45 protein-coding genes are annotated in these 25545 nt (G+C 52.0%); 39 read left to right on the top strand and 6 right to left on the bottom strand.

Annotated features, from left to right (window positions below; genetic code table 11):
* The first annotated feature begins 225 nt into the window (after positions 1-225).
* From bfd to DBY66_RS17425, 33 genes are all read left to right on the top strand, one after another.
* Entirely contained in the window at positions 226-420 is a 195-nt protein-coding gene (bfd, locus tag DBY66_RS17265; protein ID WP_039380828.1) for a bacterioferritin-associated ferredoxin, read from the top strand.
* 103 nt (positions 421-523) lie between these two features.
* Complete coding sequence (gene bfr / locus DBY66_RS17270) at positions 524-1006, top strand: bacterioferritin (RefSeq protein ID WP_039380825.1); 483 nt, start codon at positions 524-526, stop codon at positions 1004-1006.
* 308 nt (positions 1007-1314) lie between these two features.
* The gene (rpsJ, locus tag DBY66_RS17275) at positions 1315-1626 is read left to right on the top strand and encodes a 30S ribosomal protein S10 (RefSeq protein WP_006120582.1); all 312 of its coding nucleotides are present in this window, start codon (positions 1315-1317) and stop codon (positions 1624-1626) included.
* 32 nt (positions 1627-1658) lie between these two features.
* Positions 1659-2285: a 50S ribosomal protein L3 gene (gene rplC / locus DBY66_RS17280; RefSeq protein ID WP_108570359.1), complete on the top strand. Its 627-nt coding sequence runs from the start codon at positions 1659-1661 to the stop codon at positions 2283-2285.
* 10 nt (positions 2286-2295) lie between these two features.
* On the top strand, positions 2296-2901 hold the full coding sequence (gene rplD, locus DBY66_RS17285) for a 50S ribosomal protein L4 (RefSeq protein ID WP_039380819.1): 606 nt from the start codon (positions 2296-2298) through the stop codon (positions 2899-2901).
* Positions 2898-3200, top strand: a complete 303-nt coding sequence (gene rplW / locus DBY66_RS17290; RefSeq protein WP_039380816.1) for a 50S ribosomal protein L23 — start codon at positions 2898-2900, stop codon at positions 3198-3200. Before rplD ends, rplW begins: the two co-directional genes overlap by 4 nt.
* 17 nt (positions 3201-3217) lie before the next feature.
* Positions 3218-4039 carry a 50S ribosomal protein L2 gene (gene rplB, locus DBY66_RS17295; protein WP_039380813.1) on the top strand — a complete coding sequence of 274 codons (822 nt, stop codon included), beginning with the start codon at positions 3218-3220 and terminating at the stop codon, positions 4037-4039.
* A 16-nt stretch (positions 4040-4055) separates the two neighbouring features.
* On the top strand, positions 4056-4334 hold the full coding sequence (gene rpsS / locus DBY66_RS17300) for a 30S ribosomal protein S19 (RefSeq protein ID WP_001138115.1): 279 nt from the start codon (positions 4056-4058) through the stop codon (positions 4332-4334).
* A gap of 13 nt (positions 4335-4347) precedes the next feature.
* Positions 4348-4680, top strand: a complete 333-nt coding sequence (gene rplV / locus DBY66_RS17305; protein ID WP_007891659.1) for a 50S ribosomal protein L22 — start codon at positions 4348-4350, stop codon at positions 4678-4680.
* Positions 4681-4697: 17 nt separating this feature from the next.
* Positions 4698-5396: a 30S ribosomal protein S3 gene (gene rpsC, locus DBY66_RS17310; protein ID WP_009087585.1), complete on the top strand. Its 699-nt coding sequence runs from the start codon at positions 4698-4700 to the stop codon at positions 5394-5396.
* A gap of 12 nt (positions 5397-5408) precedes the next feature.
* Complete coding sequence (gene rplP, locus DBY66_RS17315) at positions 5409-5819, top strand: 50S ribosomal protein L16 (RefSeq protein ID WP_002438716.1); 411 nt, start codon at positions 5409-5411, stop codon at positions 5817-5819.
* The gene (rpmC, locus tag DBY66_RS17320; RefSeq protein ID WP_021508217.1) at positions 5819-6007 is read left to right on the top strand and encodes a 50S ribosomal protein L29; all 189 of its coding nucleotides are present in this window, start codon (positions 5819-5821) and stop codon (positions 6005-6007) included. The genes rplP and rpmC overlap by 1 nt, the downstream gene beginning before the upstream one ends.
* Entirely contained in the window at positions 6007-6261 is a 255-nt protein-coding gene (gene rpsQ, locus DBY66_RS17325) for a 30S ribosomal protein S17 (protein ID WP_010618568.1), read from the top strand. The genes rpmC and rpsQ overlap by 1 nt, the downstream gene beginning before the upstream one ends.
* Positions 6262-6429: 168 nt before the next feature.
* Positions 6430-6801, top strand: coding sequence for a 50S ribosomal protein L14 (gene rplN, locus DBY66_RS17330; protein ID WP_038629760.1), 372 nt, complete (start codon positions 6430-6432; stop codon positions 6799-6801).
* Between the two features lie 10 nt (positions 6802-6811).
* Positions 6812-7126, top strand: a complete 315-nt coding sequence (gene rplX / locus DBY66_RS17335) for a 50S ribosomal protein L24 (protein ID WP_021508218.1) — start codon at positions 6812-6814, stop codon at positions 7124-7126.
* A gap of 14 nt (positions 7127-7140) precedes the next feature.
* The gene (gene rplE, locus DBY66_RS17340; RefSeq protein WP_013510763.1) at positions 7141-7680 is read left to right on the top strand and encodes a 50S ribosomal protein L5; all 540 of its coding nucleotides are present in this window, start codon (positions 7141-7143) and stop codon (positions 7678-7680) included.
* A 14-nt stretch (positions 7681-7694) separates the two neighbouring features.
* Positions 7695-8000 (top strand): 30S ribosomal protein S14, encoded by a 306-nt coding sequence (rpsN, locus tag DBY66_RS17345; protein ID WP_039380805.1) that lies wholly within the window; start codon positions 7695-7697, stop codon positions 7998-8000.
* Positions 8001-8032: 32 nt separating this feature from the next.
* Positions 8033-8425 carry a 30S ribosomal protein S8 gene (gene rpsH / locus DBY66_RS17350; RefSeq protein WP_065648467.1) on the top strand — a complete coding sequence of 131 codons (393 nt, stop codon included), beginning with the start codon at positions 8033-8035 and terminating at the stop codon, positions 8423-8425.
* 13 nt (positions 8426-8438) lie between these two features.
* On the top strand, positions 8439-8972 hold the full coding sequence (gene rplF, locus DBY66_RS17355) for a 50S ribosomal protein L6 (RefSeq protein WP_039380801.1): 534 nt from the start codon (positions 8439-8441) through the stop codon (positions 8970-8972).
* 9 nt (positions 8973-8981) lie between these two features.
* Entirely contained in the window at positions 8982-9335 is a 354-nt protein-coding gene (gene rplR, locus DBY66_RS17360) for a 50S ribosomal protein L18 (protein ID WP_013510760.1), read from the top strand.
* Between the two features lie 14 nt (positions 9336-9349).
* The gene (gene rpsE, locus DBY66_RS17365) at positions 9350-9850 is read left to right on the top strand and encodes a 30S ribosomal protein S5 (protein ID WP_013510759.1); all 501 of its coding nucleotides are present in this window, start codon (positions 9350-9352) and stop codon (positions 9848-9850) included.
* A 5-nt stretch (positions 9851-9855) separates the two neighbouring features.
* The gene (gene rpmD, locus DBY66_RS17370; RefSeq protein WP_039380794.1) at positions 9856-10035 is read left to right on the top strand and encodes a 50S ribosomal protein L30; all 180 of its coding nucleotides are present in this window, start codon (positions 9856-9858) and stop codon (positions 10033-10035) included.
* A gap of 3 nt (positions 10036-10038) precedes the next feature.
* Positions 10039-10473 (top strand): 50S ribosomal protein L15, encoded by a 435-nt coding sequence (gene rplO / locus DBY66_RS17375; protein ID WP_039380790.1) that lies wholly within the window; start codon positions 10039-10041, stop codon positions 10471-10473.
* A gap of 7 nt (positions 10474-10480) precedes the next feature.
* A complete protein-coding gene (secY, locus tag DBY66_RS17380; RefSeq protein WP_039380787.1) occupies positions 10481-11812 on the top strand; it encodes a preprotein translocase subunit SecY in 1332 nt (443 codons plus the stop codon).
* A gap of 32 nt (positions 11813-11844) precedes the next feature.
* Entirely contained in the window at positions 11845-11961 is a 117-nt protein-coding gene (gene rpmJ, locus DBY66_RS17385) for a 50S ribosomal protein L36 (RefSeq protein WP_004160566.1), read from the top strand.
* Between the two features lie 146 nt (positions 11962-12107).
* On the top strand, positions 12108-12464 hold the full coding sequence (rpsM, locus tag DBY66_RS17390) for a 30S ribosomal protein S13 (protein WP_039380785.1): 357 nt from the start codon (positions 12108-12110) through the stop codon (positions 12462-12464).
* 16 nt (positions 12465-12480) lie between these two features.
* Complete coding sequence (gene rpsK / locus DBY66_RS17395; RefSeq protein ID WP_004160563.1) at positions 12481-12870, top strand: 30S ribosomal protein S11; 390 nt, start codon at positions 12481-12483, stop codon at positions 12868-12870.
* 33 nt (positions 12871-12903) lie between these two features.
* The gene (gene rpsD, locus DBY66_RS17400; protein WP_039380782.1) at positions 12904-13524 is read left to right on the top strand and encodes a 30S ribosomal protein S4; all 621 of its coding nucleotides are present in this window, start codon (positions 12904-12906) and stop codon (positions 13522-13524) included.
* Positions 13525-13549: 25 nt separating this feature from the next.
* Entirely contained in the window at positions 13550-14539 is a 990-nt protein-coding gene (rpoA, locus tag DBY66_RS17405; protein ID WP_007891688.1) for a DNA-directed RNA polymerase subunit alpha, read from the top strand.
* Positions 14540-14579: 40 nt separating this feature from the next.
* Positions 14580-14966 (top strand): 50S ribosomal protein L17, encoded by a 387-nt coding sequence (rplQ, locus tag DBY66_RS17410; RefSeq protein WP_003850180.1) that lies wholly within the window; start codon positions 14580-14582, stop codon positions 14964-14966.
* Between the two features lie 105 nt (positions 14967-15071).
* Positions 15072-15443, top strand: a complete 372-nt coding sequence (locus DBY66_RS17415; RefSeq protein ID WP_039380777.1) for a DUF1992 domain-containing protein — start codon at positions 15072-15074, stop codon at positions 15441-15443.
* A gap of 1 nt (position 15444) precedes the next feature.
* Positions 15445-15903, top strand: a complete 459-nt coding sequence (zntR, locus tag DBY66_RS17420) for a Zn(2+)-responsive transcriptional regulator (protein WP_039380774.1) — start codon at positions 15445-15447, stop codon at positions 15901-15903.
* Between the two features lie 31 nt (positions 15904-15934).
* Positions 15935-16153 carry an alternative ribosome-rescue factor A gene (locus tag DBY66_RS17425; RefSeq protein ID WP_108570358.1) on the top strand — a complete coding sequence of 73 codons (219 nt, stop codon included), beginning with the start codon at positions 15935-15937 and terminating at the stop codon, positions 16151-16153.
* 17 nt (positions 16154-16170) lie between these two features.
* Here DBY66_RS17425 and mscL read toward each other — a convergent pair whose 3' ends face one another.
* The 5 genes from mscL to def form a co-directional block, all read right to left on the bottom strand.
* On the bottom strand, positions 16171-16581 hold the full coding sequence (gene mscL / locus DBY66_RS17430) for a large-conductance mechanosensitive channel protein MscL (protein WP_039380768.1): 411 nt from the start codon (positions 16579-16581) through the stop codon (positions 16171-16173).
* 112 nt (positions 16582-16693) lie between these two features.
* Positions 16694-18070 carry a Trk system potassium transporter TrkA gene (trkA, locus tag DBY66_RS17435; protein WP_108570357.1) on the bottom strand — a complete coding sequence of 459 codons (1377 nt, stop codon included), beginning with the start codon at positions 18068-18070 and terminating at the stop codon, positions 16694-16696.
* Between the two features lie 31 nt (positions 18071-18101).
* Positions 18102-19388 carry a 16S rRNA (cytosine(967)-C(5))-methyltransferase RsmB gene (rsmB, locus tag DBY66_RS17440; RefSeq protein WP_039380762.1) on the bottom strand — a complete coding sequence of 429 codons (1287 nt, stop codon included), beginning with the start codon at positions 19386-19388 and terminating at the stop codon, positions 18102-18104.
* A 46-nt stretch (positions 19389-19434) separates the two neighbouring features.
* Complete coding sequence (gene fmt / locus DBY66_RS17445; protein ID WP_108570356.1) at positions 19435-20379, bottom strand: methionyl-tRNA formyltransferase; 945 nt, start codon at positions 20377-20379, stop codon at positions 19435-19437.
* Between the two features lie 21 nt (positions 20380-20400).
* On the bottom strand, positions 20401-20913 hold the full coding sequence (def, locus tag DBY66_RS17450; RefSeq protein WP_039380757.1) for a peptide deformylase: 513 nt from the start codon (positions 20911-20913) through the stop codon (positions 20401-20403).
* Positions 20914-21026: 113 nt separating this feature from the next.
* Between def and dprA the strand changes: the two genes are divergently transcribed.
* The 6 genes from dprA to DBY66_RS17480 are packed head-to-tail and all read left to right on the top strand — an operon-like array spanning position 21027 to position 24814.
* On the top strand, positions 21027-22151 hold the full coding sequence (dprA, locus tag DBY66_RS17455; RefSeq protein WP_108570361.1) for a DNA-protecting protein DprA: 1125 nt from the start codon (positions 21027-21029) through the stop codon (positions 22149-22151).
* Positions 22123-22596 (top strand): DUF494 family protein Smg, encoded by a 474-nt coding sequence (gene smg, locus DBY66_RS17460; RefSeq protein WP_039380755.1) that lies wholly within the window; start codon positions 22123-22125, stop codon positions 22594-22596. The genes dprA and smg overlap by 29 nt, the downstream gene beginning before the upstream one ends.
* A 24-nt stretch (positions 22597-22620) precedes the next feature.
* Positions 22621-23169 (top strand): type I DNA topoisomerase, encoded by a 549-nt coding sequence (locus DBY66_RS17465; protein ID WP_108570360.1) that lies wholly within the window; start codon positions 22621-22623, stop codon positions 23167-23169.
* A 2-nt stretch (positions 23170-23171) separates the two neighbouring features.
* A complete protein-coding gene (gene tsaC, locus DBY66_RS17470; protein WP_039380753.1) occupies positions 23172-23747 on the top strand; it encodes an L-threonylcarbamoyladenylate synthase type 1 TsaC in 576 nt (191 codons plus the stop codon).
* Between the two features lie 3 nt (positions 23748-23750).
* Positions 23751-24569 (top strand): shikimate dehydrogenase, encoded by an 819-nt coding sequence (gene aroE / locus DBY66_RS17475; RefSeq protein ID WP_108570355.1) that lies wholly within the window; start codon positions 23751-23753, stop codon positions 24567-24569.
* Positions 24566-24814, top strand: coding sequence for a DUF1488 domain-containing protein (locus DBY66_RS17480; RefSeq protein WP_071668691.1), 249 nt, complete (start codon positions 24566-24568; stop codon positions 24812-24814). The genes aroE and DBY66_RS17480 overlap by 4 nt, the downstream gene beginning before the upstream one ends.
* Here the strand turns inward: DBY66_RS17480 and DBY66_RS17485 are convergent.
* Positions 24790-25344, bottom strand: coding sequence for a gamma carbonic anhydrase family protein (locus DBY66_RS17485; RefSeq protein ID WP_039380747.1), 555 nt, complete (start codon positions 25342-25344; stop codon positions 24790-24792). The two genes, DBY66_RS17480 and DBY66_RS17485, sit on opposite strands and share 25 nt — an antisense overlap.
* Positions 25345-25545 lie beyond the last annotated feature (201 nt).

A 25545-nucleotide genomic window follows, 5' to 3' on the forward strand; every position in this document is an offset into this window, starting at 1 on the left:
GTACCGTTGGCGCGGGCGTTGTTGCTTCTGTTATCGCTTAATTGTGTTAACGCCGGCAGCGGTTTTTTACTGCTGCCGTAGCAATCAGAAAGAGCACTTCGGTGCTCTTTTTTTTTTGCCTGTCAAAATCAGCATACCAATCGATAACCCTACAAACCCTGCGTTGTAATAGCAACCATTCTCATTTACACTTTGATCAGAAATTGTACCGGAGTTGAATCTGAAATGTACGTTTGTCTGTGTAATGGTGTGAGTGATAAAACGCTGCGTGAAGTAGTGCGCCGCTATCAGCCAAAATCGATCCAGCAGCTGCGCCAGCTGGTCCCGGTCGGGAAGCAGTGTGGTAAATGCATCCGGGCAGCGCGCGAAATCATGGATGATGAACTGCAGCATGCACCGCTCTATAAAGAGATCGCCTGACATTACGCGCAGAATGTCGTAATACCCACAAAAACTGTCACGCCTTTTTGACTTCTTTCTCTCTGCATCTACTATCTGGTTAACTGAAGAGGGGAGGGGTGATATGAAGGGCGACGTCAAAGTCATTGCACATCTCAACAAACTGCTTGGAAATGAGCTGGTCGCGATTAACCAGTATTTTCTGCATGCGCGCATGTTTAAAAACTGGGGGCTGATGCGCCTCAACGATATCGAATACCACGAATCGATCGATGAGATGAAGCATGCCGACAAATACATTGAGCGTATTCTCTTTCTCGAAGGTATCCCCAATCTGCAGGATCTGGGACGTCTGCGCATAGGTGAGGACGTGCCCGAAATGCTGCAGTCCGATTTGCAGCTGGAGCTGGAAGGGGCAAAAGACCTGCGTGAAGCCATTGCCTGGGCGGATAAAGTTCACGACTACGTGAGCCGGGACATGATGATTGAAATCCTGGCTGACGAAGAACACCACATTGACTTCCTGGAAACCGAACTCGATTTGATCCAGAAAATTGGCCTGCAAAACTACCTGCAGTCGCAAATCAGCGAAAAGGCAGACGAATAGCGGCCTGCGCATACCTGTTCTGTAAACCCGCCCGGCAGTCGTGCCCGGCGGGTTTTCTTTTGGCTGAATTTTTATGGTTAAAAACAGAGCACGGGTTGCTTCCTGAGCGTAATTACGTATAATACGCCGGCCTGCCGACATTGGTATGGCGCGATTCGAGCAGAATCGCAGGCGACAGTGCTAGGTGTGTCGCCTGACAATACTCCCAATTGGGGAGTTATATGCTGAACGATTACACTCCCCCATCAATCGTAATGGGTGTGGGTAGTAATTTTTTTCGTTTATAAAATGTTTGGAGCCTTGGTCTCATGTCGAACCAAAGAATCCGTATCCGTCTTAAAGCGTTTGATCATCGTCTGATCGATCAATCAACCGCGGAAATCGTTGAGACTGCCAAGCGCACTGGTGCGCAGGTTCGTGGTCCAATTCCGCTGCCAACCCGCAAAGAGCGCTTCACCGTTCTGATCTCTCCGCACGTTAACAAAGATGCGCGTGATCAGTACGAAATCCGCACTCACAAGCGTCTGGTAGACATCGTTGAGCCAACTGAAAAAACCGTTGATGCTCTGATGCGTCTGGATCTGGCTGCCGGTGTTGACGTGCAGATCAGCCTGGGTTAATCAGGTCATCGAGCGATTGAGAGGTTGATACAATGATTGGTTTAGTCGGTAAAAAAGTGGGCATGACTCGCATCTTCACTGAAGAAGGCGTTTCAATCCCAGTAACCGTAATCGAAGTTGAAGCAAACCGCGTTACCCAGGTCAAAGGTCTGGAAAACGATGGTTACCAGGCGATCCAGGTTACCACCGGTGCTAAAAAAGCAAACCGTGTGACCAAGCCGGAAGCAGGTCATTTTGCTAAAGCTGGCGTTGAAGCTGGCCGTGGTCTGTGGGAATTCCGCACCGAAGGTGAAGAGTACTCCGTAGGCCAGAGCATCAGTGTTGAAATTTTCGCTGACGTTAAAAAAGTAGACGTTACCGGTACCTCTAAGGGTAAAGGTTTCGCAGGTACCGTTAAGCGCTGGAACTTCCGTACCCAGGACGCTACACACGGTAACTCCTTGTCCCACCGCGTTCCGGGTTCTATCGGTCAGAACCAGACTCCGGGCAAAGTGTTCAAAGGCAAGAAAATGGCTGGTCAGCTGGGTAACGAGCGCGTAACCGTTCAGAGCCTGGAAGTAGTACGTGTTGACGCTGAGCGCAACCTGCTGCTGGTCAAAGGTGCTGTCCCGGGTGCAACCGGCAGCGACCTGATTGTTAAACCAGCTGTGAAGGCGTAAGGGGATAGCAATGGAATTAGTACTGAAAGACGCGCAGAGCGCGCTGACTGTTTCCGAAACTACCTTCGGTCGTGATTTCAACGAAGCGCTGGTTCACCAGGTTGTTGTTGCTTATGCCGCAGGTGCTCGTCAGGGTACTCGTGCGCAGAAGACTCGTGCTGAAGTAACTGGTTCAGGCAAAAAGCCGTGGCGCCAGAAAGGTACCGGCCGTGCGCGTTCAGGTTCTGTTAAGAGCCCGATCTGGCGTTCAGGTGGCGTGACCTTCGCTGCTCGTCCACAGGACCACAGTCAAAAAGTTAACAAAAAGATGTACCGCGGCGCGCTGAAAAGCATTCTGTCCGAGCTGGTACGTCAGGACCGTCTGATCGTTGTCGAGTCGTTCTCTGTAGAAGCACCGAAAACCAAGCTGCTGGTACAGAAACTGAAAGACATGGCGCTGGAAGACGTGCTGATCATCACCGGTGAACTGGATGAAAATCTGTTCCTGGCTGCGCGTAACCTGTACAAGGTTGACGTGCGTGACGCAGCAAGTATCGACCCAGTTAGCCTGATCGCCTTCGACAAAGTCGTTATGACTGCTGAAGCAGTTAAGCAAGTTGAGGAGATGCTGGCATGATCCGTGAAGAACGTCTGCTGAAAGTACTGCGCGCGCCGCACGTATCTGAAAAAGCATCAAGCGCGATGGAAAAAACCAATACCATCGTTCTCAAAGTTGCGAAAGATGCGACCAAAGCAGAGATCGTTGCTGCTGTTGAGAAACTGTTCGAAGTAGAAGTTAAAGACGTAAACACCCTGGTTGTTAAGGGTAAAGTTAAGCGTCACGGACAGCGTATCGGTCGTCGTAACGACTGGAAAAAAGCTTACGTTACCCTGAAGGAAGGCCAGAACCTGGACTTCGTCGGCGGCGCTGAGTAAGTCGGAGGAGAAAGACAATGGCAGTTGTTAAATGTAAACCGACATCTCCGGGTCGTCGCCACGTAGTTAAAGTGGTGAACCCTGAGCTGCACAAAGGCAAACCATTTGCCGCGCTGGTTGAAAAAAACAGCAAATCCGGTGGTCGTAACAACAATGGTCGTATCACTACCCGTCATATCGGTGGTGGTCACAAGCAGGCTTACCGTATTGTTGACTTCAAACGCAACAAAGATGGTATCCCGGCAGTTGTTGAGCGTCTTGAGTACGATCCGAACCGTTCTGCGAACATCGCACTGGTTCTGTACAAAGATGGCGAGCGCCGTTACATTCTGGCCCCTAAAGGCCTGAAAGCTGGCGACCAGATTCAGTCTGGCGTTGATGCTGCGATTAAAGCAGGTAATACCCTGCCGATGCGTAACATCCCAGTTGGTTCTACCGTGCATAACGTAGAAATGAAACCAGGCAAAGGCGGTCAGATTGCTCGCTCTGCTGGTGCTTACGTGCAGATCGTTGCGCGTGAAGGTTCTTACGTGACCCTGCGTCTGCGTTCAGGCGAAATGCGTAAAGTCGAATCTGACTGCCGCGCAACCCTGGGCGAAGTCGGTAACGCTGAGCACATGCTGCGCGTTCTGGGTAAAGCCGGTGCAGCCCGTTGGCGCGGTGTTCGTCCTACCGTCCGCGGTACTGCGATGAACCCAGTCGATCACCCGCACGGTGGTGGTGAAGGTCGTAACTTTGGTAAGCACCCGGTTTCACCGTGGGGCGTTCAGACCAAAGGTAAGAAGACCCGTAGCAACAAGCGTACTGATAAATTTATCGTACGTCGCCGTAGCAAATAATTTTAGAGGATAAGCCATGCCACGTTCTCTCAAGAAAGGTCCTTTTATTGACCTGCACTTGCTGAAGAAGGTAGAGAAAGCGGTGGAAAGCGGTGACAAGAAGCCCCTGCGCACTTGGTCCCGTCGTTCAACGATCTTCCCTAACATGATCGGTTTGACCATCGCTGTCCATAATGGTCGTCAGCACGTTCCAGTCTTTGTTTCCGACGAAATGGTTGGTCACAAGCTGGGCGAATTCGCACCGACACGTACTTATCGCGGCCATGCTGCAGATAAGAAAGCCAAGAAGAAATAAGTAGGAGGAAGAGATGGAAACTATTGCTCAACATCGCCATGCTCGTTCTTCTGCTCAGAAGGTTCGCCTGGTGGCAGACCTGATTCGCGGTAAGAAAGTGTCGCAGGCTCTGGATATTCTGACTTACACCAACAAGAAAGCGGCTGTACTGGTTAAGAAAGTCCTGGAATCTGCCATTGCTAACGCCGAACACAACGATGGCGCTGATATCGACGATCTGAAAGTTGCGAAAATTTTCGTAGACGAAGGCCCAAGCATGAAGCGCATTATGCCGCGTGCAAAAGGTCGTGCAGATCGCATCCTGAAGCGCACCAGCCACATTACTGTGGTTGTGTCCGATCGCTGAGACTCTGGAGACTAGCAATGGGTCAGAAAGTACATCCTAATGGTATTCGCCTGGGTATTGTAAAACCATGGAACTCTACCTGGTTTGCGAACACCAAAGAATTCGCTGACAACCTCGACAGCGATTTTAAAGTACGTCAGTTCCTGACTAAAGAACTGGCTAAAGCGTCTGTATCTCGTATCGTTATTGAGCGTCCGGCTAAGAGCATCCGTGTGACCATTCACACCGCTCGCCCGGGTATCGTTATCGGTAAGAAAGGTGAAGACGTAGAAAAACTGCGTACGGTCGTCGCGAATATCGCTGGCGTTCCTGCTCAGATCAATATCGCCGAAGTCCGTAAACCGGAACTGGACGCTAAATTGGTTGCTGACAGCATCACTTCACAGCTGGAGCGTCGTGTGATGTTCCGTCGTGCTATGAAGCGTGCTGTACAGAACGCAATGCGTCTGGGCGCTAAAGGTATTAAAGTTGAAGTCAGCGGCCGTCTTGGTGGTGCTGAGATCGCACGTACCGAATGGTATCGTGAAGGTCGCGTACCGCTGCACACTCTGCGTGCGGACATTGACTACAACACCTCTGAAGCGCACACCACTTATGGTGTAATCGGCGTTAAGGTATGGATCTTCAAAGGTGAGATCCTGGGTGGTATGGCTGCTGTTGAACAACCGGAACCGGCTGCTCAACCTAAAAAGCAGCAGCGTAAAGGCCGTAAGTAAGGAGAGTCGCTGATGTTACAACCAAAGCGTACAAAATTCCGTAAAGTGCACAAAGGCCGTAACCGCGGTCTGGCGCAGGGTACGGATGTTAGCTTCGGTACTTTCGGTCTGAAAGCTGTTGGCCGTGGTCGTCTGACCGCTCGTCAGATCGAAGCAGCACGTCGTGCTATGACCCGTGCAGTTAAGCGTCAAGGTAAGATCTGGATCCGTGTATTCCCGGACAAACCGATCACCGAGAAGCCGCTGGAAGTGCGTATGGGTAAAGGTAAGGGTAACGTTGAGTATTGGGTTGCCCTGATTCAGCCTGGTAAAGTCCTGTATGAAATGGACGGCGTACCGGAAGAGCTGGCCCGTGAAGCCTTCAAGCTGGCAGCAGCAAAACTGCCTATCAAAACCACCTTTGTAACTAAGACGGTGATGTAATGAAAGCAACTGAGCTGCGTGAAAAAAGCGTTGAAGAGCTGAACACTGAGCTGCTTAACCTCCTGCGTGAGCAGTTTAACCTGCGCATGCAGGCAGCATCTGGCCAGCTGCAGCAGACCCATCTGCTGAAGCAAGTTCGCCGTGATGTTGCGCGCGTTAAGACTTTACTGACTGAGAAGGCGGCGTAATGACCGATAAAATCCGTACTCTGCAAGGTCGTGTTGTTAGTGACAAAATGCAGAAATCTGCTGTTGTCGCTATCGAACGTTTCGTGAAGCACCCGATCTACGGTAAATTCATCAAACGTACGACTAAGCTGCACATCCATGACGAGAACAATGAGTGTGGTATTGGTGACGTGGTTGAGATCCGCGAAACCCGTCCACTTTCCAAGACTAAGTCCTGGACTCTGGTTCGCGTTGTAGAGAAAGCGATTCTGTAATAGAATTCGTTTCCTCTAAAAACAAAATGAACGGCTCTCGCGAGCCGTTCATTTTTTCTACCCATCTGCGAGATCCGGTGTTATAATGCCGCGCCCTCAATTATGGGGCTTTTTAACGACCTGAGGTTTGGGTCCCGAAGTAGTAGTTGACATTAGCGGAGCACTAAAATGATCCAAGAACAGACTATGCTGAACGTCGCCGACAACTCCGGTGCACGTCGCGTAATGTGTATCAAGGTTCTGGGTGGCTCGCACCGTCGCTACGCAGGCGTCGGCGATATCATCAAAGTGACCATCAAGGAAGCAATTCCTCGTGGCAAGGTGAAAAAAGGTGATGTCCTGAAAGCGGTAGTGGTGCGCACCAGGAAGGGTGTTCGTCGCCCGGACGGTTCTGTCATTCGCTTCGATGGCAATGCATGCGTTATTCTGAACAATAACAGTGAGCAGCCAATCGGAACGCGTATTTTTGGGCCGGTAACTCGTGAACTTCGCAATGAAAAGTTCATGAAAATTATCTCTCTGGCACCAGAAGTACTCTAAGGAGCGAGCAATGGCAGCTAAAATCCGTCGTAACGACGAAGTTATTGTTCTTACCGGTAAAGACAAAGGTAAGCGCGGTAAAGTAAAGAACGTCCTGACTTCTGGTAAAGTCATCGTTGAAGGTATCAACCTGGTTAAGAAACACCAGAAGCCGGTTCCGGCTCTGAACCAGCCAGGTGGCATCGTTGAAAAAGAAGCTGCAATTCAGGTTTCTAACGTTGCAATCTTCAATGCGGCAACCGGCAAGGCTGACCGTGTAGGCTTTAGATTCGAAGACGGCAAAAAAGTCCGTTTCTTCAAGTCTAACAGCGAAACTATCAAGTAATTTGGAGTAGTACGATGGCGAAACTGCATGATTACTACAAAGACGAAGTAGTCCAGAAACTCATGACAGAGTTTGGCTACAATTCTGTCATGCAAGTCCCTCGGGTCGAGAAGATCACCCTGAACATGGGTGTTGGTGAAGCGATCGCTGACAAGAAACTGCTGGATAACGCAGCAGCCGATCTGGCAGCAATCTCCGGTCAAAAACCGCTGATCACCAAAGCACGCAAATCAGTTGCAGGCTTCAAAATCCGTCAGGGCTATCCGATCGGCTGTAAAGTAACTCTGCGTGGCGAACGCATGTGGGAGTTCTTTGAGCGTCTGATCACTATTGCTGTACCACGTATTCGTGACTTCCGCGGTCTTTCTGCGAAGTCTTTCGACGGTCGTGGTAACTACAGCATGGGCGTACGTGAGCAGATCATCTTCCCAGAAATCGACTACGACAAAGTCGATCGCGTTCGTGGTTTGGATATTACCATTACCACTACTGCGAAATCTGATGATGAAGGCCGTGCACTGCTGGCTGCCTTTGACTTCCCGTTCCGCAAGTAAGGTAGGGTTACTTAATGGCTAAGCAATCTATGAAAGCACGCGAAGTTAAGCGTGTGAAATTAGCAGACAAGTTCTTCGCAAAACGCGTTGAGCTGAAAGCAATCATTTCTGATGTGAACGCATCTGACGAAGATCGTTGGAATGCCGTTCTCAAGCTGCAGAGTCTGCCGCGTGATTCCAGCCCTTCCCGTCAGCGTAACCGCTGCCGTCAGACAGGTCGTCCGCACGGTTTCCTGCGGAAGTTTGGGTTGAGCCGTATCAAGGTCCGTGAAGCCGCTATGCGCGGTGAAATCCCGGGTCTGAAAAAGGCTAGCTGGTAATTGTCACCATTTGAATCACGGGAGTAACACAGATGAGCATGCAAGATCCGATCGCGGATATGCTGACCCGTATCCGTAACGGTCAGGCCGCGAACAAAGTTGCGGTCTCTATGCCTTCCTCCAAGCTGAAAGTGGCAATTGCCAACGTGCTGAAGGAAGAAGGCTATATTGAAGATTTTAAAATCGAAGGCGACATCAAGCCGGAACTGGAACTGACTCTTAAGTATTTCCAGGGTAAAGCTGTTGTAGAAAGCATTCAACGTGTTAGCCGTCCTGGTCTGCGCATCTATAAAAGAAAAGATGAGCTGCCAAAAGTGATGGCTGGTATGGGTATTGCTGTAATTTCTACCTCTAAAGGTGTCATGACTGATCGTGCAGCGCGCCAGGCTGGTCTTGGTGGCGAAATTATCTGCTACGTAGCGTAATCGGAGGAATAAAATGTCTCGTGTTGCAAAAGCACCTGTCGTTATTCCTGCCGGCGTAGAGGTAAAACTCAACGGTCAGGAAGTTTCGATCAAAGGCAAAAACGGCGAGCTGACTCGTACTATCAACAATGCTGTTGAAATCAAGCAGGAAGACAACACCCTGACTTTTGCTCCACGCAAAGGTTATGCGGATGGTTGGGCACAGGCAGGTACTGCTCGTGCACTGCTGAACGGCATGGTTATCGGTGTTACCGACGGCTTCACTAAGAAGCTGCAACTGGTTGGTGTTGGTTATCGTGCAGCTGTTAAAGGCAACTCTGTGAGTCTGGCCCTGGGCTTCTCTCACCCTGTTGAACATGCACTGCCGGCCGGCATCACTGCTGAATGTCCGACTCAAACTGAAATCGTGCTGAAAGGCGCTGATAAGCAGGTTATCGGACAGGTTGCAGCTGATCTGCGCGCCTACCGTCGTCCTGAGCCTTATAAAGGCAAGGGTGTTCGTTACGCCGACGAAGTCGTGCGTACCAAAGAGGCTAAGAAGAAGTAAGGTAACACTATGGATAAGAAATCTGCTCGTATCCGTCGTGCGACCCGTGCACGTCGCAAGCTCAAAGAGCTGGGTGCTACTCGCCTGGTGGTACATCGTACCCCGCGTCACATTTACGCACAGGTAATCGCCCCGAACGGTTCCGAAGTTCTGGTTGCTGCTTCTACTGTAGAAAAAGCTATCGCTGAACAACTGAAGTATACCGGTAACAAAGACGCCGCTGCAGCTGTAGGTAAAGCTCTGGCTGAGCGCGCTATCGAAAAAGGCATCAAAGATGTTTCTTTCGATCGTTCCGGGTTCCAATATCATGGTCGCGTCCAGGCACTTGCAGATGCTGCTCGTGAAGCTGGCCTTCAGTTCTAAGGTAGAGGTCTAAGATGGCACACATCGAGAAACAAGCTGGCGAACTGCAGGAAAAATTGATCGCGGTAAACCGTGTTTCTAAAACTGTGAAAGGTGGTCGTATTTTCTCCTTCACCGCACTGACTGTAGTGGGTGATGGCAACGGCCGCGTGGGTTTTGGTTACGGTAAAGCGCGTGAAGTTCCAGCAGCGATCCAGAAAGCGATGGAAAAAGCCCGTCGCAATATGATTAACGTCGCGCTGACTCACGGCACCCTGCAGCACCCTGTAAAAGGTGCGCACACGGGTTCTCGTGTGTTCATGCAGCCGGCTTCTGAAGGTACCGGTATCATCGCCGGTGGTGCAATGCGCGCCGTCCTGGAAGTCGCTGGAGTTCATAACGTTCTGGCTAAAGCATATGGTTCCACCAACCCGATTAACGTGGTTCGTGCAACTATTGATGGTCTGGGCAATATGAAATCTCCGGAAATGGTCGCTGCCAAGCGTGGTAAATCCGTTGAAGAAATTCTGGGGTAATCACGATGGCTAAGACTATTAAAATTACACAAACCCGCAGTTCAATCGGCCGCCTGCCTAAGCACAAAGCCACTCTGATTGGCCTGGGTCTGCGTCGTATTGGTCACACCGTTGAGCGTGAAGACACGCCTGCTGTACGCGGTATGGTCAACGCGATTTCCTACATGCTGAAAGTGGAGGAGTAAGAGATGCGTTTAAACACTCTGTCTCCGGCCGAAGGGTCTAAACACGCTTCCAAGCGTCTGGGTCGTGGTATCGGTTCTGGCCTCGGCAAAACCGGCGGTCGTGGTCACAAAGGTCAGAACTCACGTTCTGGCGGTGGCGTACGTCGTGGTTTCGAGGGTGGTCAGATGCCTCTGTACCGTCGTCTGCCGAAGTTCGGCTTCACTTCACGCAAATCATTCGTGACGACTGAAGTTCGTCTGTCTGATCTGGCGAAAGTGGAAGGCGGTATTGTTGACCTGAACACGCTGAAAGCAGCCAACATCATCGGTGTTCAGATTGAATTCGCGAAAGTGATTCTGTCTGGTGAAGTTACTACACCGGTAACGATTCGTGGACTGCGTGTCACCAAAGGTGCTCGTGCTGCAATCGAAGCTGCTGGCGGTAAAATCGAGGAATAAGTAGCAGATGGCAAAGCAACCGGGATTAGATTTTCAAAGCGCCAAAGGGGGCTTTGGTGAACTGAAGCGCAGACTATTGTTTGTAATCGGTGCACTGATTGTCTTCCGCATTGGCTCTTTTATTCCAATCCCCGGTATCGATGCCACTGTACTTGCCAAACTGCTTGAGCAACAGCGTGGCACCATCATTGAAATGTTCAACATGTTCTCTGGTGGTGCTCTCAGTCGTGCCTCAATCTTCGCGCTGGGTATTATGCCGTATATTTCGGCCTCTATTATTATCCAGCTGCTGACGGTGGTTCATCCCGCCCTGGCAGAGATTAAGAAAGAGGGTGAGGCTGGCCGTCGTAAGATTAGCCAGTACACCCGCTATGGCACCCTGGTTTTGGCCATATTTCAGTCGATCGGTATCGCTACCGGTCTGCCGAATATGCCAGGAATGCAGGGCCTGGTGTTAAATCCGGGCTTCGCATTCTACTTTACCGCTGTTGTGAGTCTGGTTACCGGGACAATGTTCCTGATGTGGCTGGGCGAACAGATTACTGAACGAGGTATCGGTAACGGTATCTCAATCATTATCTTCGCAGGTATTGTTGCGGGTCTTCCGCCGGCCATTGGCCATACCATCGAGCAAGCGCGGCAAGGCGACCTGCACTTTCTTCTGTTGCTGTTGGTTGCAGTTCTTGTATTTGCAGTGACGTTCTTTGTTATTTTCGTTGAGCGTGGCCAGCGTCGTATCGTGGTCAACTATGCTAAGCGTCAGCAGGGGCGTCGTGTATATGCTGCACAGAGCACACATTTACCGTTGAAAGTGAATATGGCAGGTGTCATTCCAGCTATCTTCGCTTCCAGCATTATTCTGTTCCCGGCAACGATAGCATCCTGGTTCGGGAGCGGTAGTGGTTGGAACTGGCTGACAACAATTTCGCTGTATTTGCAGCCAGGACAGCCGCTTTATGTGCTACTCTATGCGACTGCAATCATCTTCTTCTGTTTCTTCTATACGGCGTTGGTGTTTAACCCGCGTGAAACAGCAGATAACCTGAAGAAGTCTGGTGCATTCGTACCGGGAATTCGTCCGGGAGAGCAAACGGCGAAGTATATCGATAAAGTTATGACACGACTCACCTTAATCGGTGCGCTGTATATTACTTTTATCTGCCTGATCCCGGAGTTCATGCGTGATGCCATGAAGGTTCCCTTCTACTTCGGCGGTACTTCACTGCTGATTGTAGTGGTCGTCATCATGGACTTTATGGCTCAAGTGCAAACTCTGATGATGTCTAGTCAGTATGAGTCTGCATTGAAAAAAGCTAACCTGAAAGGCTATGGCCGTTAATTCAGTAGCTTGAGAAGTTACGGAGAGTAAAAATGAAAGTTCGTGCTTCCGTCAAGAAATTATGTCGTAACTGCAAAATCATTCGTCGCGACGGTGTCGTACGTGTGATCTGCAGCGCCGAGCCTAAGCATAAACAGCGCCAGGGCTGATTAAGTCACATATTTTTCTTGCAAAGTCGGGTTGAGCTGGCTAGATTAGCCAGCCAATCTTTTGTATGTCGATGCGTTTCCATTTGAGTATCCTGAAAACGGGCTTTTCAGCATGGTTCGCATTTATTTAATTATAGGAGTGCATAGTGGCCCGTATAGCAGGCATTAACATTCCTGATCATAAACATACCGTTATCGCATTAACTTCGATCTTCGGTATCGGCAAAACTCGTTCCAAAGCTATCTGCGTTGAAACGGGCATTGCTGAAAATGTTAAGATCAGTGAGCTGTCTGAAGAACAGATTGATCAGCTGCGTGAAGCAGTTGGTAAATTCGTTGTTGAAGGTGATCTGCGCCGTGAAATCACCCTGAGCATCAAGCGTCTTATGGACCTTGGTTGCTACCGTGGTTTACGCCATCGTCGTGGTCTGCCGGTTCGCGGTCAGCGTACTAAGACCAACGCACGTACCCGTAAGGGTCCGCGTAAACCGATCAAGAAATAATCGGGGTGAGTAAATAATGGCAAAGGCACCAGTTCGTGCACGTAAGCGTGTAAGAAAACAAGTCTCAGATGGCGTGGCTCATGTCCATGCGTCTTTTAACAACACCATCGTAACCATTACCGATCGTCAGGGTAACGCGCTGGGTTGGGCAACCGCCGGTGGTTCCGGTTTCCGCGGTTCACGTAAATCTACTCCATTCGCTGCTCAGGTCGCTGCAGAGCGCTGTGCAGAAGCGGTAAAAGATTACGGTATTAAGAACCTGGAAGTTATGGTTAAGGGTCCAGGTCCAGGCCGCGAATCTACGATTCGTGCTCTGAACGCTGCTGGTTTCCGCATCACGAATATTACTGATGTGACTCCGATCCCTCACAACGGTTGTCGTCCGCCGAAAAAACGTCGCGTATAACGCCCCGTTTTTTAGGTTAGTTGGAGAAAGAAAATGGCAAGATATTTGGGTCCTAAGCTCAAGCTGAGCCGTCGCGAGGGTACCGACTTATTCCTTAAGTCTGGCGTTCGCGCGATTGATTCCAAGTGCAAAATTGAACAAGCCCCTGGTCAGCATGGTGCGCGTAAACCGCGTCTGTCTGATTACGGCGGTCAGTTACGTGAAAAGCAGAAAGTTCGTCGTATGTACGGCGTGCTGGAGCGTCAGTTCCGTAACTACTATAAAGAAGCAGCACGTCTGAAAGGCAACACCGGTGAAAACCTGTTAGCTCTGCTGGAAGGTCGTCTGGATAACGTAGTTTACCGTATGGGCTTTGGCGCCACTCGTGCAGAAGCACGTCAGCTGGTTAGCCACAAATCTATTCTGGTAAATGGCCGCGTTGTTAACATCGCTTCTTATCAGGTATCTCCGAATGATGTCGTAAGCATCCGTGAGAAAGCCAAAAAGCAATCTCGCGTGAAGGCCGCTCTGGAGCTGGCTGAGCAGCGTGAAAAGCCAACCTGGCTGGAAGTTGATGCGACCAAGATGGAAGGTGTGTTCAAGCGTATGCCTGAGCGTACTGATCTGTCTGCGGACATTAACGAACACCTGATCGTCGAGCTTTACTCTAAGTAAAGCTTAGTACCAAAGAGAGGACACAATGCAGGGTTCTGTGACAGAGTTTCTAAAACCGCGCCTGGTAGATATCGAGCAAGTGAGTTCGACGCACGCCAAGGTGACCCTTGAACCATTAGAGCGTGGCTTTGGCCATACTCTTGGTAACGCACTGCGCCGTATTCTGCTTTCTTCCATGCCGGGTTGCGCGGTGACCGAGGTTGAAATTGATGGCGTGCTGCACGAGTACTCCACCAAAGAGGGCGTTCAGGAAGATATCCTGGAAATCCTGCTCAACCTGAAAGGGCTGGCGGTAAGAGTTCAGGGTAAAGATGAAGTCATCCTTACTTTGAATAAATCTGGCATTGGCCCTGTGACTGCAGCCGACATCACCCATGATGGTGATGTCGAAATCGTCAAGCCGCAGCATGTGATCTGCCATCTGACCGATGAAAACGCATCTATTAGCATGCGTATCAAAGTTCAGCGTGGTCGTGGTTATGTGCCGGCGTCTGCCCGAATTCATTCGGAAGAAGATGAGCGCCCAATCGGCCGCCTGCTGGTCGACGCTTGCTACAGCCCTGTAGACCGTATCGCCTACAATGTTGAAGCAGCGCGTGTAGAGCAGCGCACCGACCTGGACAAGCTGGTCATCGAAATGGAAACCAACGGCACAATCGATCCTGAAGAGGCGATTCGTCGTGCGGCTACCATCCTGGCAGAACAACTGGAAGCTTTCGTTGATTTACGTGACGTACGTCAGCCGGAAGTGAAAGAAGAGAAACCAGAATTCGATCCGATCCTGCTGCGCCCTGTTGACGATCTGGAATTGACTGTCCGCTCTGCTAACTGCCTTAAGGCAGAAGCTATCCACTACATCGGTGATCTGGTACAGCGTACTGAGGTTGAGCTGCTTAAAACGCCTAACCTCGGTAAAAAATCTCTTACTGAGATTAAAGATGTGCTCGCTTCACGTGGTCTGTCTCTGGGCATGCGCCTGGAAAACTGGCCGCCAGCAAGCATCGCTGATGAATAACCCGATCACAGGTTAAGGTTTCACTGAGAAGGATAAGGTCATGCGCCATCGTAAGAGTGGTCGTCAACTGAACCGCAACAGCAGCCATCGTCAGGCTATGTTCCGCAACATGGCTGGTTCTCTGGTTCGTCATGAGATCATCAAAACGACTCTGCCGAAAGCCAAAGAACTGCGTCGCGTAGTTGAGCCGCTGATTACTCTTGCCAAGACCGACAGCGTAGCTAATCGTCGTCTGGCATTCGCCCGCACTCGTGATAACGAGATCGTGGCAAAACTGTTTAACGAGCTGGGCCCGCGTTTCGCGAGCCGTGCCGGTGGTTACACTCGTATTCTGAAGTGTGGCTTCCGTGCTGGTGACAACGCTCCGATGGCTTACATCGAGCTGGTTGATCGTCCAGAAGCTCAAGCAGAAGCTGCTGCAGAGTAATCTGCAGTATCGTAGAAAACCCGCTCCGGCGGGTTTTTTATTGCCTGAAATTTGTCATCCGCTATGATTTCCTGAGTCATTGACAGATATCGACAGGAGAGCGCTATGTGGTTAATCGATCAACTGGCGGAACAGCACATTCGTGAAGCTCAGGCAAAAGGTGAACTAAGCAACCTTCCTGGTGAGGGTGCGCCGTTACAGCTGGATGATGACAGCGCAGTTCCCCCTGAACTGCGTACCGCGTATCGTTTGTTAAAGAATGCCGGCTATCTTCCGCCTGAGCTTGAAGCCCGGAAAGAGGCGCTTGAACTGCACAAGCTGTTGCAGACGCTTGATGCAGAAGAACCTTCTCACGCTGAAATTACCCGGCGCCTCATTCTCCTTGAAAGTAAACTGCAGCAGGCTGGCCTGAGCACCGAATTTTTATACAGCCGTTATCGTGCTGATATTGCTCAACGTCTTAAGCAGGGTGAATAGCGTGTATCGCATTGGTCAACTCGCCCGGCTTGCGGAAGTTACGCCGGACACCATTCGTTTTTATGAAAAGCAGCAGCTGATGGAGCACAGAATGCGCACCGGAGGCGGCTTTCGTCTTTACAGCGATAAAGATCTGCAGCGTCTGCGGTTCATTCGCTACGGACGTCAGCTTGGTTTTACTCTGGAAGCGATTCGGGGATTACTGTCGATCAGGATCGAACCCGATCATCACACCTGTCAGGAGTCAAAAGCGATCGTGGCCAGCAGGCTGGAAGAGGTTGATCATGTTATCGCTGAACTGCAGATCATTCAGCGTTCGCTGCAGCGGCTGGCGCAAACCTGCTGCGGCGAGCAACACAGCTCCGCCTGCTGTTCTATTCTTGAAGCGCTGGAGACAGGCAACGATCCGCAGCCAGAAGCGTGCTGCGGTAAAGATTGCAACGCCGGACAAAAAGAGTAAAGTTACCCCCGAAATTTATCAGGAGAAAGGTATGAGTCACTATCTGCATCGCAAAGGGATCATCAATGATAATGCGCTGGAGGCGTTACTGCATGACCCGCTTTATCGTCAGCGGATCGAGCGTAACCAGAAAGGTAAGGGCAGCTATCGTCGTAAAGAGAAGCATGCAAAGGGACAGCAGCGGGAGGCCAGCGATAAGCAACACTGTTTATCACTGGCCTTCTGCTATGGCATAAAAAAAGCCGCCTGAGTCAGGCGGCTTTTTTATCAGATCTTTGTATTCTGCTGCTTCAGCAAATCACGGATTTCCGTGAGCAGTACTTCTTCGCTGGAAGGCTTCGGTGCCGGCTTCTCTACTTCTTTTTTGGTATAGAGTTTGTTCATTACTTTAATCGCCATGAAAATCGCGAATGCAATAATGACAAAATCAAATACGGTCTGGATAAAATTACCATACTCCATCACCACAGCAGGAACATCACCCTCTGCCGGTTTCAGCACCCATCTGAACTGCTTAAAGTCCACGCCGCCAATCAGCAGGCCCAGCGGAGGCATGATGATATTCGCCACTAATGATGAAACAATTTTACCAAACGCAGCACCGATCACGACACCGACTGCCAGGTCCACTACGTTGCCACGCATGGCGAAATCGCGAAACTCTTTGAATAAACTCATGGTTATCTCCCTTGCCTAAGCCAATCGATAAAGTCTAACAAACCTTAGCGCATTTTCCATTATTGCAGCGCATTAAAGCGAGGCCGCGAAGGGAGAGGCAGTCCAGCGATTATCAGAGGAAAAACGGGCTGGGCTGAAACAGTCGCTCTACATCCGGAACAAATTTTTTGTCTGTCAGAAACATGATCACATGATCACCCTGTTCGATTCTGACGTTTGCATTAGCAATAATCACCTCATCACCGCGCACAATGGCGCCAATTAGCGTGCCGGGCGGCAATTTAATATTTTCAATCTGCCGGCCAACCACGCGTGACGTGCTCTCGTCGCCATGTGCAATCGCTTCAATGGCTTCTGCAATGCCGCGGCGCAGTGACGAAACGCCCACAATATCCGCCTTGCGTACGTGGCTCAGCAGGGCAGAAATAGTGGCCTGCTGTGGTGAGATGGCGATGTCTATTACGCTGCCCTGCACCAGGTCAACATAGGCGCGACGCTGTATCAGCACCATGACTTTTTTCGCCCCCATCTTTTTAGCCAGCATGGCTGACATAATGTTGGCTTCATCGTCATTGGTCACGGCAATAAAAAGATCAACCTGATCCACATACTCTTCAGCCAGCAGCTCCTGATCGGAGGCGTCACCATAAAATACGATGGTGTCCTGCAGGTTTTCTGCCAGTTCAGCGGCGCGCTGCTGATTACGCTCGATAAGTTTAACGCTGTAATGTTTTTCCAGCCGCTGCGCAAGACCAAAACCGATGTTGCCCCCGCCTACCAGCATGATGCGTTTGTAAGGCTTTTCCAGCCGCTGCATCTCGCTCATTACGGCGCGAATGTGCTGACTGGCAGCAATGAAGAACACTTCATCACCCGCTTCAACAATGGTTGACCCCTGCGGACGAATAGGGCGATCCTGACGAAAAATAGCCGCAACCCGCGTATCGATGTGTGGCATATGCTCACGCATGATAGAGAGCGGATTGCCGACCAGCGGGCCGCCATAATAGGCTTTAACCACGGCAAGGCTTACTTTCCCTTCCGCAAAATTGACCACCTGAAGTGCGCCAGGATACTGGATAAGACGATAGATATTGTCGATAACCAGCTGTTCAGGAGAGATTAAGTGGTCAATCGGCACCGCTTCCGGCGTAAATAATTTATCGCCATCGCGCAGATAGTCCGCTGCACGAATACGCGCAATACGGTTTGGCGTATTAAACAGCGAGTAAGCTATCTGACAGGCGATCATATTGGTTTCGTCCGAACTGGTTACGGCAACCAGCATATCGGCATCTTCTGCGCCCGCTTCACGCAGGACACGCGGATGAGAACCGTGGCCGTGGACAACGCGCAGGTCAAATTTGTCCTGCAACACGCGTAAACGTGAAGGGTCGCTGTCTACCACGGTGATGTCATTGTTTTCACCCACCAGATTCTCTGCCAGCGTACCGCCAACCTGACCGGCTCCGAGGATAATAATTTTCATCGCTCTGTTGCTCTCATTAGCGTGCGCCGCACTATTTTTTTATCAGCTTAGCGTAGAAAAAGCCGTCACCGCCGTCAGCGTGCGGGAATACCTGCCAGCCATATTCATCCCCCTGCGGCAGCGGCACCGCGATGGCATCATCATGGTCGGCAAGAAACGTGCGGATTTGCTCATGGTTCTCTTCCGGCAATACTGAACAGGTCGCATACAGCAGCGTGCCGCCTGATTTCAGACGCGGCCAGATGGCATTAAGGATTTCACGCTGCAGTGCTGCCAGCTCCGCAATATCCCGATCGCGGCGCAGCCATTTGATATCAGGATGGCGACGTATCACGCCGGTTGCAGAACAGGGCGCATCAAGCAGGATACGGTCAAATGTCAGATCGTTACACCAGGCGGCAGGCGTACGGCCATCGCCCTGACGCACTTCTGCAGTCATGTTCAGGCGCAGCAGGTTTTCCCGCACGCGGCTCAGGCGCTGCTCATCAATATCAACTGCCATCACACTGGCCTGTGGGGCCACTTCCAGAATATGTGTGGTTTTACCGCCCGGCGCTGCACAGAGATCCAGTATATGTTCGCCTGGCTGAGGTTCGAGCAGCAGAGCACAACGCTGCGCGGAGAGATCCTGAACCGTAACCCATCCCTGCTCAAAACCCGGCAGCTGGCTTACAGGCGCTGGTGATTCCAGACGTACAGCATCCGGCGCATCGCCGCAGATGCCATTTTTGTCCGCCTGATTCAGCAATGCCAGCCAGGCATCACGCGTATGATGCTGGCGATTGACGCGCAACCACATTGGCGGACGCTGATTGTTGGCCTCGGTGATCGCCTGCCACTGCTGCGGCCAGGCGTGCTGAAGACGTTTCAGTAACCAGCCAGGATGCAGATAGCGTTGCGGTGCCTGATCCACTTCTGCCAGCAGGCTCTCCTGCTGACGCTGAAACTGGCGTAACACGCCATTCAGCAGCCCTTTCAGGTTAGCCCGCTTAAGGACTTCTGCGCCGGCAACAGTTTCCGCCAGCGCGGCATGCGGCGGGATACGCGTATAAAGCAGCTGATAAAGGCCGACCATAATCAGGTAGTGCAGCACGCGCTGTTTACCGGTTAACGGGCGCTCCATCAGCTTGCCGATCAGCGCTTCCAGCTGAGGTAATGTGCGCGTCACACCAAAGCACAACTCCTGCAGCAGGGCGCCATCTTTGTCCGCCACGGTTTTTTGCGCGGCAGGAAGGATAGCGCTGAGCGATTCGCCTTTATCCACCACACGTTCGATCAGTTGCGCCGCCAGGCTGCGCAGGTTAGTCGCTTTTTTCATAGTATTTCATCAGGCAGTTGGGCCCGGCGCGTACCGGGCAACAGGATCAGGCCAGAACGGTTCCGGGAGTGAACCATTCGCGACGTGAATTGAGCAGGTCCTGGGCTGACATAGGTTTTTTGCCAGCTGGCTGCAGGGATAACAGGTTTAAGACACCATCCGCGGTTGCGATCTGAATGCCCTGCTTATCGGCGTGCAGGATTTCGCCCGGCTGTTTATCCTGATGCGGTAACACCGTTGCCTGCCAGACTTTTACCGGTTGATCATCGATAAGAAAATAGCCTACCGGCCAGGGATTAAAGGCACGGATGCAGCGCTCCAGCTGCACCGCCGGCAGCGTCCAGTCCAGCCGGGCTTCCTCTTTGCTGAGCTTTTCAGCGTAGGTCGCCAGAGCGTTATCCTGTACCTCTGGCTGGGCACGGTTGGTCGCCAGCATAGTTAGCGTTTGCAGCAGGCCCTGCGGTCCCAGTTCAGCCAGGCGATTGTAAAGCGAAGCGCTGGTATCGTCCGCACCAATCGGGCAGTTGAGTTTGAGCAGCATATCGCCTGTGTCGAGGCCTGCATCCATCTGCATAATGGTCACACCGGTTTCGCTATCGCCAGCCCAGAGCGCGCGCTGGATCGGCGCGGCACCGCGCCAGCGTGGCAGCAGCGAGCCGTGAACGTTCACGCAACCGAGACGGGGCATCGAAAGCACTGCCTGTGGCAGAATCAGTCCATAGGCCACGACGACCATGATATCTGCCTGCAGATCGGCTACCAGCTGCTGGTTCTCTTCCGGCCTGAGTGATTTGGGCTGAAAAACCGGTATACCGTGCGTCTGGGCTAACACTTTTACCGGGCCGGGAGTGAGTTTGTTGCCGCGTCCGGCAGGACGATCGGGCTGGGTAAAGACGCCGGTTACCTGATGCTCAGATGCAAGCAGCGCGTCAAGGTGACGCGCTGCAAAGTCAGGTGTACCGGCAAAAATAATTTTCAACGGTGCAGACACAATTTAGCCTTCTGTTCGCTCTCAGGATGCGCGGGTATTCTGGCGAGCCAGTTTTTCCAGTTTCTGTTTAATACGCTGGCGTTTCAGCGGTGACAGATAATCGATAAACAGCTTGCCGTCCAGATGGTCAATCTCATGCTGAATACAGATTGCCAGCAGGCCATCCGTTTCCAGTTCAAAGCTGTTACCGTCACGATCCAGTGCGCGAACTTTGACGCGCTCGGCGCGCGGCACAAATGCACGCTGTTCCGGAATAGAAAGGCAGCCTTCCTCGATACCGGTCTCGCCACTTTTTTCCAGCAGCTCCGGATTGATAAGCACCAGGCGCTCGTCACGATTTTCAGAGACATCGATGACGATAATACGCTGGTGGATATCAACCTGTGTAGCCGCCAGGCCAATGCCTTCTTCGGCATACATCGTTTCAAACATATCATCGACGATACGCTGAACCCCGGCGTCAACTGCTGCAACTGGTGCAGCAATTTTGCGAAGGCGATCGTCAGGAAAATGTAATACCTGCAAAACTGACATAAATATCCAGATCTATATGCGTTAAAGAAAAGATTACTGGTTCATATTGTAGACTTTTCATGGCCCGATTGACAGCATTGCACGGCACAGACACGGCGGTCATGGAAGGCAAAATGGAAAAGCTGGAAAGAGTGCTCAGAGCAGCAAACGTACGGGGCCTGAGCGGCCACAAAGCGCACCGCTTTATGACGGCGTTAAAGGCTGCTGACAGAGTGGATGATGAGTGGCTGCGCGCTCAGGGAATGAGTGAACAACAGCGGCAGCACTACCTGATGCTGTGCCCGCGCCAGCGTGATAACACACTGACGTGGCTGGATCAGCCGCAGCATAGCCTGATTGACTGCACGGATGCTCGTTATCCGGAGCGGCTTAAAGAGACAGCGCGCTACCCGACCGCGCTGTTTGTCGCTGGCGATGCAGCAGCGCTTACCCAGCCTCAGCTTGCCGTGGTCGGCAGCCGCAACTGCTCACTTTACGGGAAAGAGTGGGGGGAGTGGTTTACGCAACAGCTGGCCGTAAGTGGCCTGACTATCACCAGTGGACTGGCGCGCGGTATCGATGGTATTGCGCATCGTGCCGCGCTGGCTGCCGGAGGAAAGACGCTGGCGGTACTGGGCAGTGGATTACAGTGCCTCTATCCAAAGCAGCATCAGGCACTGGCCTGCGACATTATCAGTCACGGCGGTGCGCTTATTTCTGAACTGCCGCTGACGTGTGCGCCGCATGGCGTGAACTTCCCGCGACGTAACCGCATTATCAGTGGCTTAAGCTATGGCGTGCTGGTGGTAGAGGCGTCGCTGAAAAGCGGTTCGCTGGTGACGGCGCGTTATGCACTTGAGCAAAACCGCAATGTTTATGCGCTGCCCGGAGCGCTGGGTAACGCCGGCAGTGAAGGCGTGCACTGGCTGATACAGCAGGGCGCACTGCTGGTTGCTCATCCCAATAATATTCTGGAGGATTTGCACTCTACGCTGCAGTGGCTGCCCGTAAACCAATCGGACACAATATATTCACAACTCAGTGACGATGTTCCATTGCCATTTCTCAGCGCGTTGGCTAACGTAGGTGATGAGGTTACACCTGTTGACGTCGTCGCTGAACGTGCCGGCCAACCTGTGCCAGTCATCGCTGCACAATTGCTCGAACTGGAGTTAGCAGGATGGATCGCAGCTGTACCCGGCGGCTATGTCCGATTGAGGAGGGCATGCCATGTTCGACGTACTTATGTACTTGTTTGAAACCTATATTCATAACGAAGCTGAGATGCGCGTTGATCAGGATAAACTCACTGATGATCTAACTGACGCCGGTTTTCACCGTGAAGATATCTACAATGCGCTGAACTGGCTTGAACGGCTGGCGGATTACCAGGAGGGGCTGGTCGCACCGGTATTACTGGCAAACGATCCTCTCTCTATGCGTATCTACACTGAGGAAGAGAGCCAGCGTTTAGATGCAGAGTGTCGCGGTTTCGTGCTGTTCCTTGAGCAGATTCAGGTACTGAACATGGAAACGCGGGAAATGGTTATCGAACGGGTTATGGCGCTTGATACGCTGGAGTTCGATCTGCAGGATCTGAAATGGGTGGTGCTGATGGTGCTGTTTAATATTCCGGGATGCGAAAATGCCTATCAGCAAATGGAAGAACTGTTATTCGACGTCAATGAAGGTATGCTGCATTAATCTGTAATGAATACCCCGGGTAATATGAATAAATCAGCGCTGTTTAGCGTGCGTAAACAGGAACCCTGCCCCGCGTGCGGGGCAGAATTGGTCATACGTTCTGGCAAAACGGGCCCGTTTCTGGGCTGTAGTAACTATCCCGCCTGCGACTATATCCGGCCGATGAAAAATCAGGCGGATGGCCATATCGTCAAGGTGCTGGAAGGGCATGCCTGCCCGCAGTGTGATGCAGACAAAGTACTGCGTCTGGGACGGTTTGGCATGTTTATCAGCTGCAGCGGTTATCCGGAGTGCCACTATACGGAAGCCGTTGATAAACCTGATGTGACAACTATTGCCTGTCCGCAGTGTGCCAGCGGTAAACTGGTACAGCGGCGCTCGCGCTATGGCAAAACGTTTCACGCCTGCGATCGCTATCCTGAGTGTCAGTTTGCTATTAACGCCACGCCGGTTGACGGTACGTGTCCACACTGCCAGTTCCCCTTACTAATAGAAAAGAAAACTGCACAGGGCGTCAGGCGTTTCTGCGCCAGTAAACGCTGCGGCAAGCCCGTTGTGCCGGAAGAAGAGTAATCATGAACCAGTCTCAATCTATTCCAGGAAGCGCTGACTTTTGCATTGAGCAGCTAAAACAGCAGTGCGTAATCGCTTATCCCACCGAAGCCGTATTTGGCCTTGGCTGCGACCCTGACAGCGAACGTGCGGTAATGGCGCTGCTGCAGCTGAAACAACGGCCGGTTGAGAAAGGATTGATCCTGATTGCCGCTGACTATACTCAGCTGACGCCCTATATTGACGATGAGCAACTGACAGCGGAGCAGCGCGAACGCATGTTTGCCTCCTGGCCTGGTCCGGTAACCTGGGTGGTGCCGGCGCGATCCAGCACACCACGCTGGCTGACGGGGCGTTTCAATTCACTGGCGATCCGCGTCAGTAATCACTCTGACGTTCAGGCATTATGCCGTGGTTTTGGCAAACCGCTGGTCTCTACCAGCGCAAACCTGACCGGCATGCCGCCCTGTCGCACCGCTGCTGAAGTCACTGAGCAGTTTGGCGTTGCGTTTCCGGTGCTGCAGGCAGCCACCGGAGGGCGTCTTAACCCTTCAGAAATCCGCGATGTGCTCAGCGGTGAACTGATTCGCCAGGGCTGACAGATGGAAAACTTTGCCGTTTTTGGCCATCCGATTGCGCACAGTAAGTCCCCCTTTATTCATCGCGAATTTGCCCGGCAAACCGGTATAGCTCACAGCTATGGTCAAATCTGCGCGCCGCTGGATGCTTTTCCGCAGACGCTGCGTGCCTTTTTCGCTGCGGCGGGGAGGGGGGCTAACGTGACCCTGCCGTTTAAACAGCAGGCGTGGTCGCTGGCTGATGCGCTGAGCGAGCGCGCCAGGCTATCTGGCGCAGTGAATACGCTGCATAAGAGAAGTGATGGCTCGCTTTTCGGAGATAACACCGACGGGATCGGCCTGCTCAGCGATCTGCAAAGGCTGGAGATGATCCAGCCAGGCGATCGGATCCTGCTGGTCGGTGCAGGGGGGGCTGCGCGCGGTGTGATCCAGCCTCTGCTTGCCGCCGGCTGCTCGCTGGTGGTGGTAAACCGCACCGCCAGCCGTGCTGAAGAGCTGGCGCAACAGTTTAGTCACTGCGGAGAGATTGAGGCAGTAAACTTTGCCCGGCTCAGTGCACACGCTTTTGATTTGATCATCAATGCCACCTCCAGCGGTGTTGCAGGCGACATCCCACCTTTACCTGCCACGCTGATTGAGCGCGGGGTACGCTGCTATGACATGTTTTACCAACCGGGCCTGACGCCTTTTCTTCTATGGTGCCAGCAGAAGGGCGCTGACGTCGTGGCGGATGGCGCGGGCATGCTGGTGGGACAGGCTGCACACGCTTTTCAGCTCTGGCACGGTGTCATGCCGGAGATTACGCCGGTGATCGATACACTAAAGCGAGCCATGCAGCCATGAATCAGGCGATTCATTTTCCTGAACGGGAAAGCTGGGATCGGCAGCAGCAGGCAGTCATCTTTCCTGCTCTGGTAAATGGCATGGGAATCACCTGTGCTATTTCTCAGCCCGCGCTTCATGCGCGTTTTGGTGAAGGAGAGGCGATGGCGCTGTTCTGCGCACATCGCTGGGATATAGAAGAGGAAGCTGAAAAGCTTATTCTGACGGATGCGATCAGCGATCAGGGCTGGGTCTGGCTCTCCTGATTCAGATAATCATCTTTCCATTTGACGTAATTGCCGGATGAGTAAAGCAGGCCGGCAATTTCAGCTTCAGTAAGCGGGCGAATCTGTTTCACCGGACTACCTAAATAGAGATAGCCGCTGACGAGACGCTTGCCGGGGGGGACCAGGCTGCCCGCCCCAATCATGACATCCTCTTCAACAATGGCCCCGTCCAGTACGATTGAGCCCATGCCGACCAGCACGCGATCGCCGATAGTACAGCCATGCAGCATCGCCTTATGCCCGACCGTCACATCTTCGCCAATCAGTAAAGGATATCCCTGGGGATTGGTGGCTGACTTATGCGTGACGTGCAGAACGCTGCCATCCTGTATATTGCTTCTTTTACCAATGATGACGTGATTAACATCACCGCGGATCGCGACCAGCGGCCAGATACTGACATCATCATCTAATCGAACATCACCCACAACAACGCTGCTGCTATCTACCATGACACGCTCGCCGGTTTGCGGAAAAGAGTACTTATAAGGGCGCAGGGCTACAGACATGATCTTTCTCCTTTATCAATTATTCCCAGCGTGCAGCTAAATGCAGTGCTGAACAAGGTGAAATTTAACCGGATCGCTCGCGATCGCAGCGAAAAGAACAGAAACTCGCCACTCAGTAAAAAAGATCGAAAAAAGGGGTTGTGCAAAAAATTCGGATCCCTATAATGCGCCACCACTGAGACGGCAAAGCGGCAACGCAGA

The sequence above is a fragment of the Pantoea sp. RIT413 genome (assembly GCF_003057675.2).
Classification (GTDB): domain Bacteria; phylum Pseudomonadota; class Gammaproteobacteria; order Enterobacterales; family Enterobacteriaceae; genus Pantoea; species Pantoea eucrina.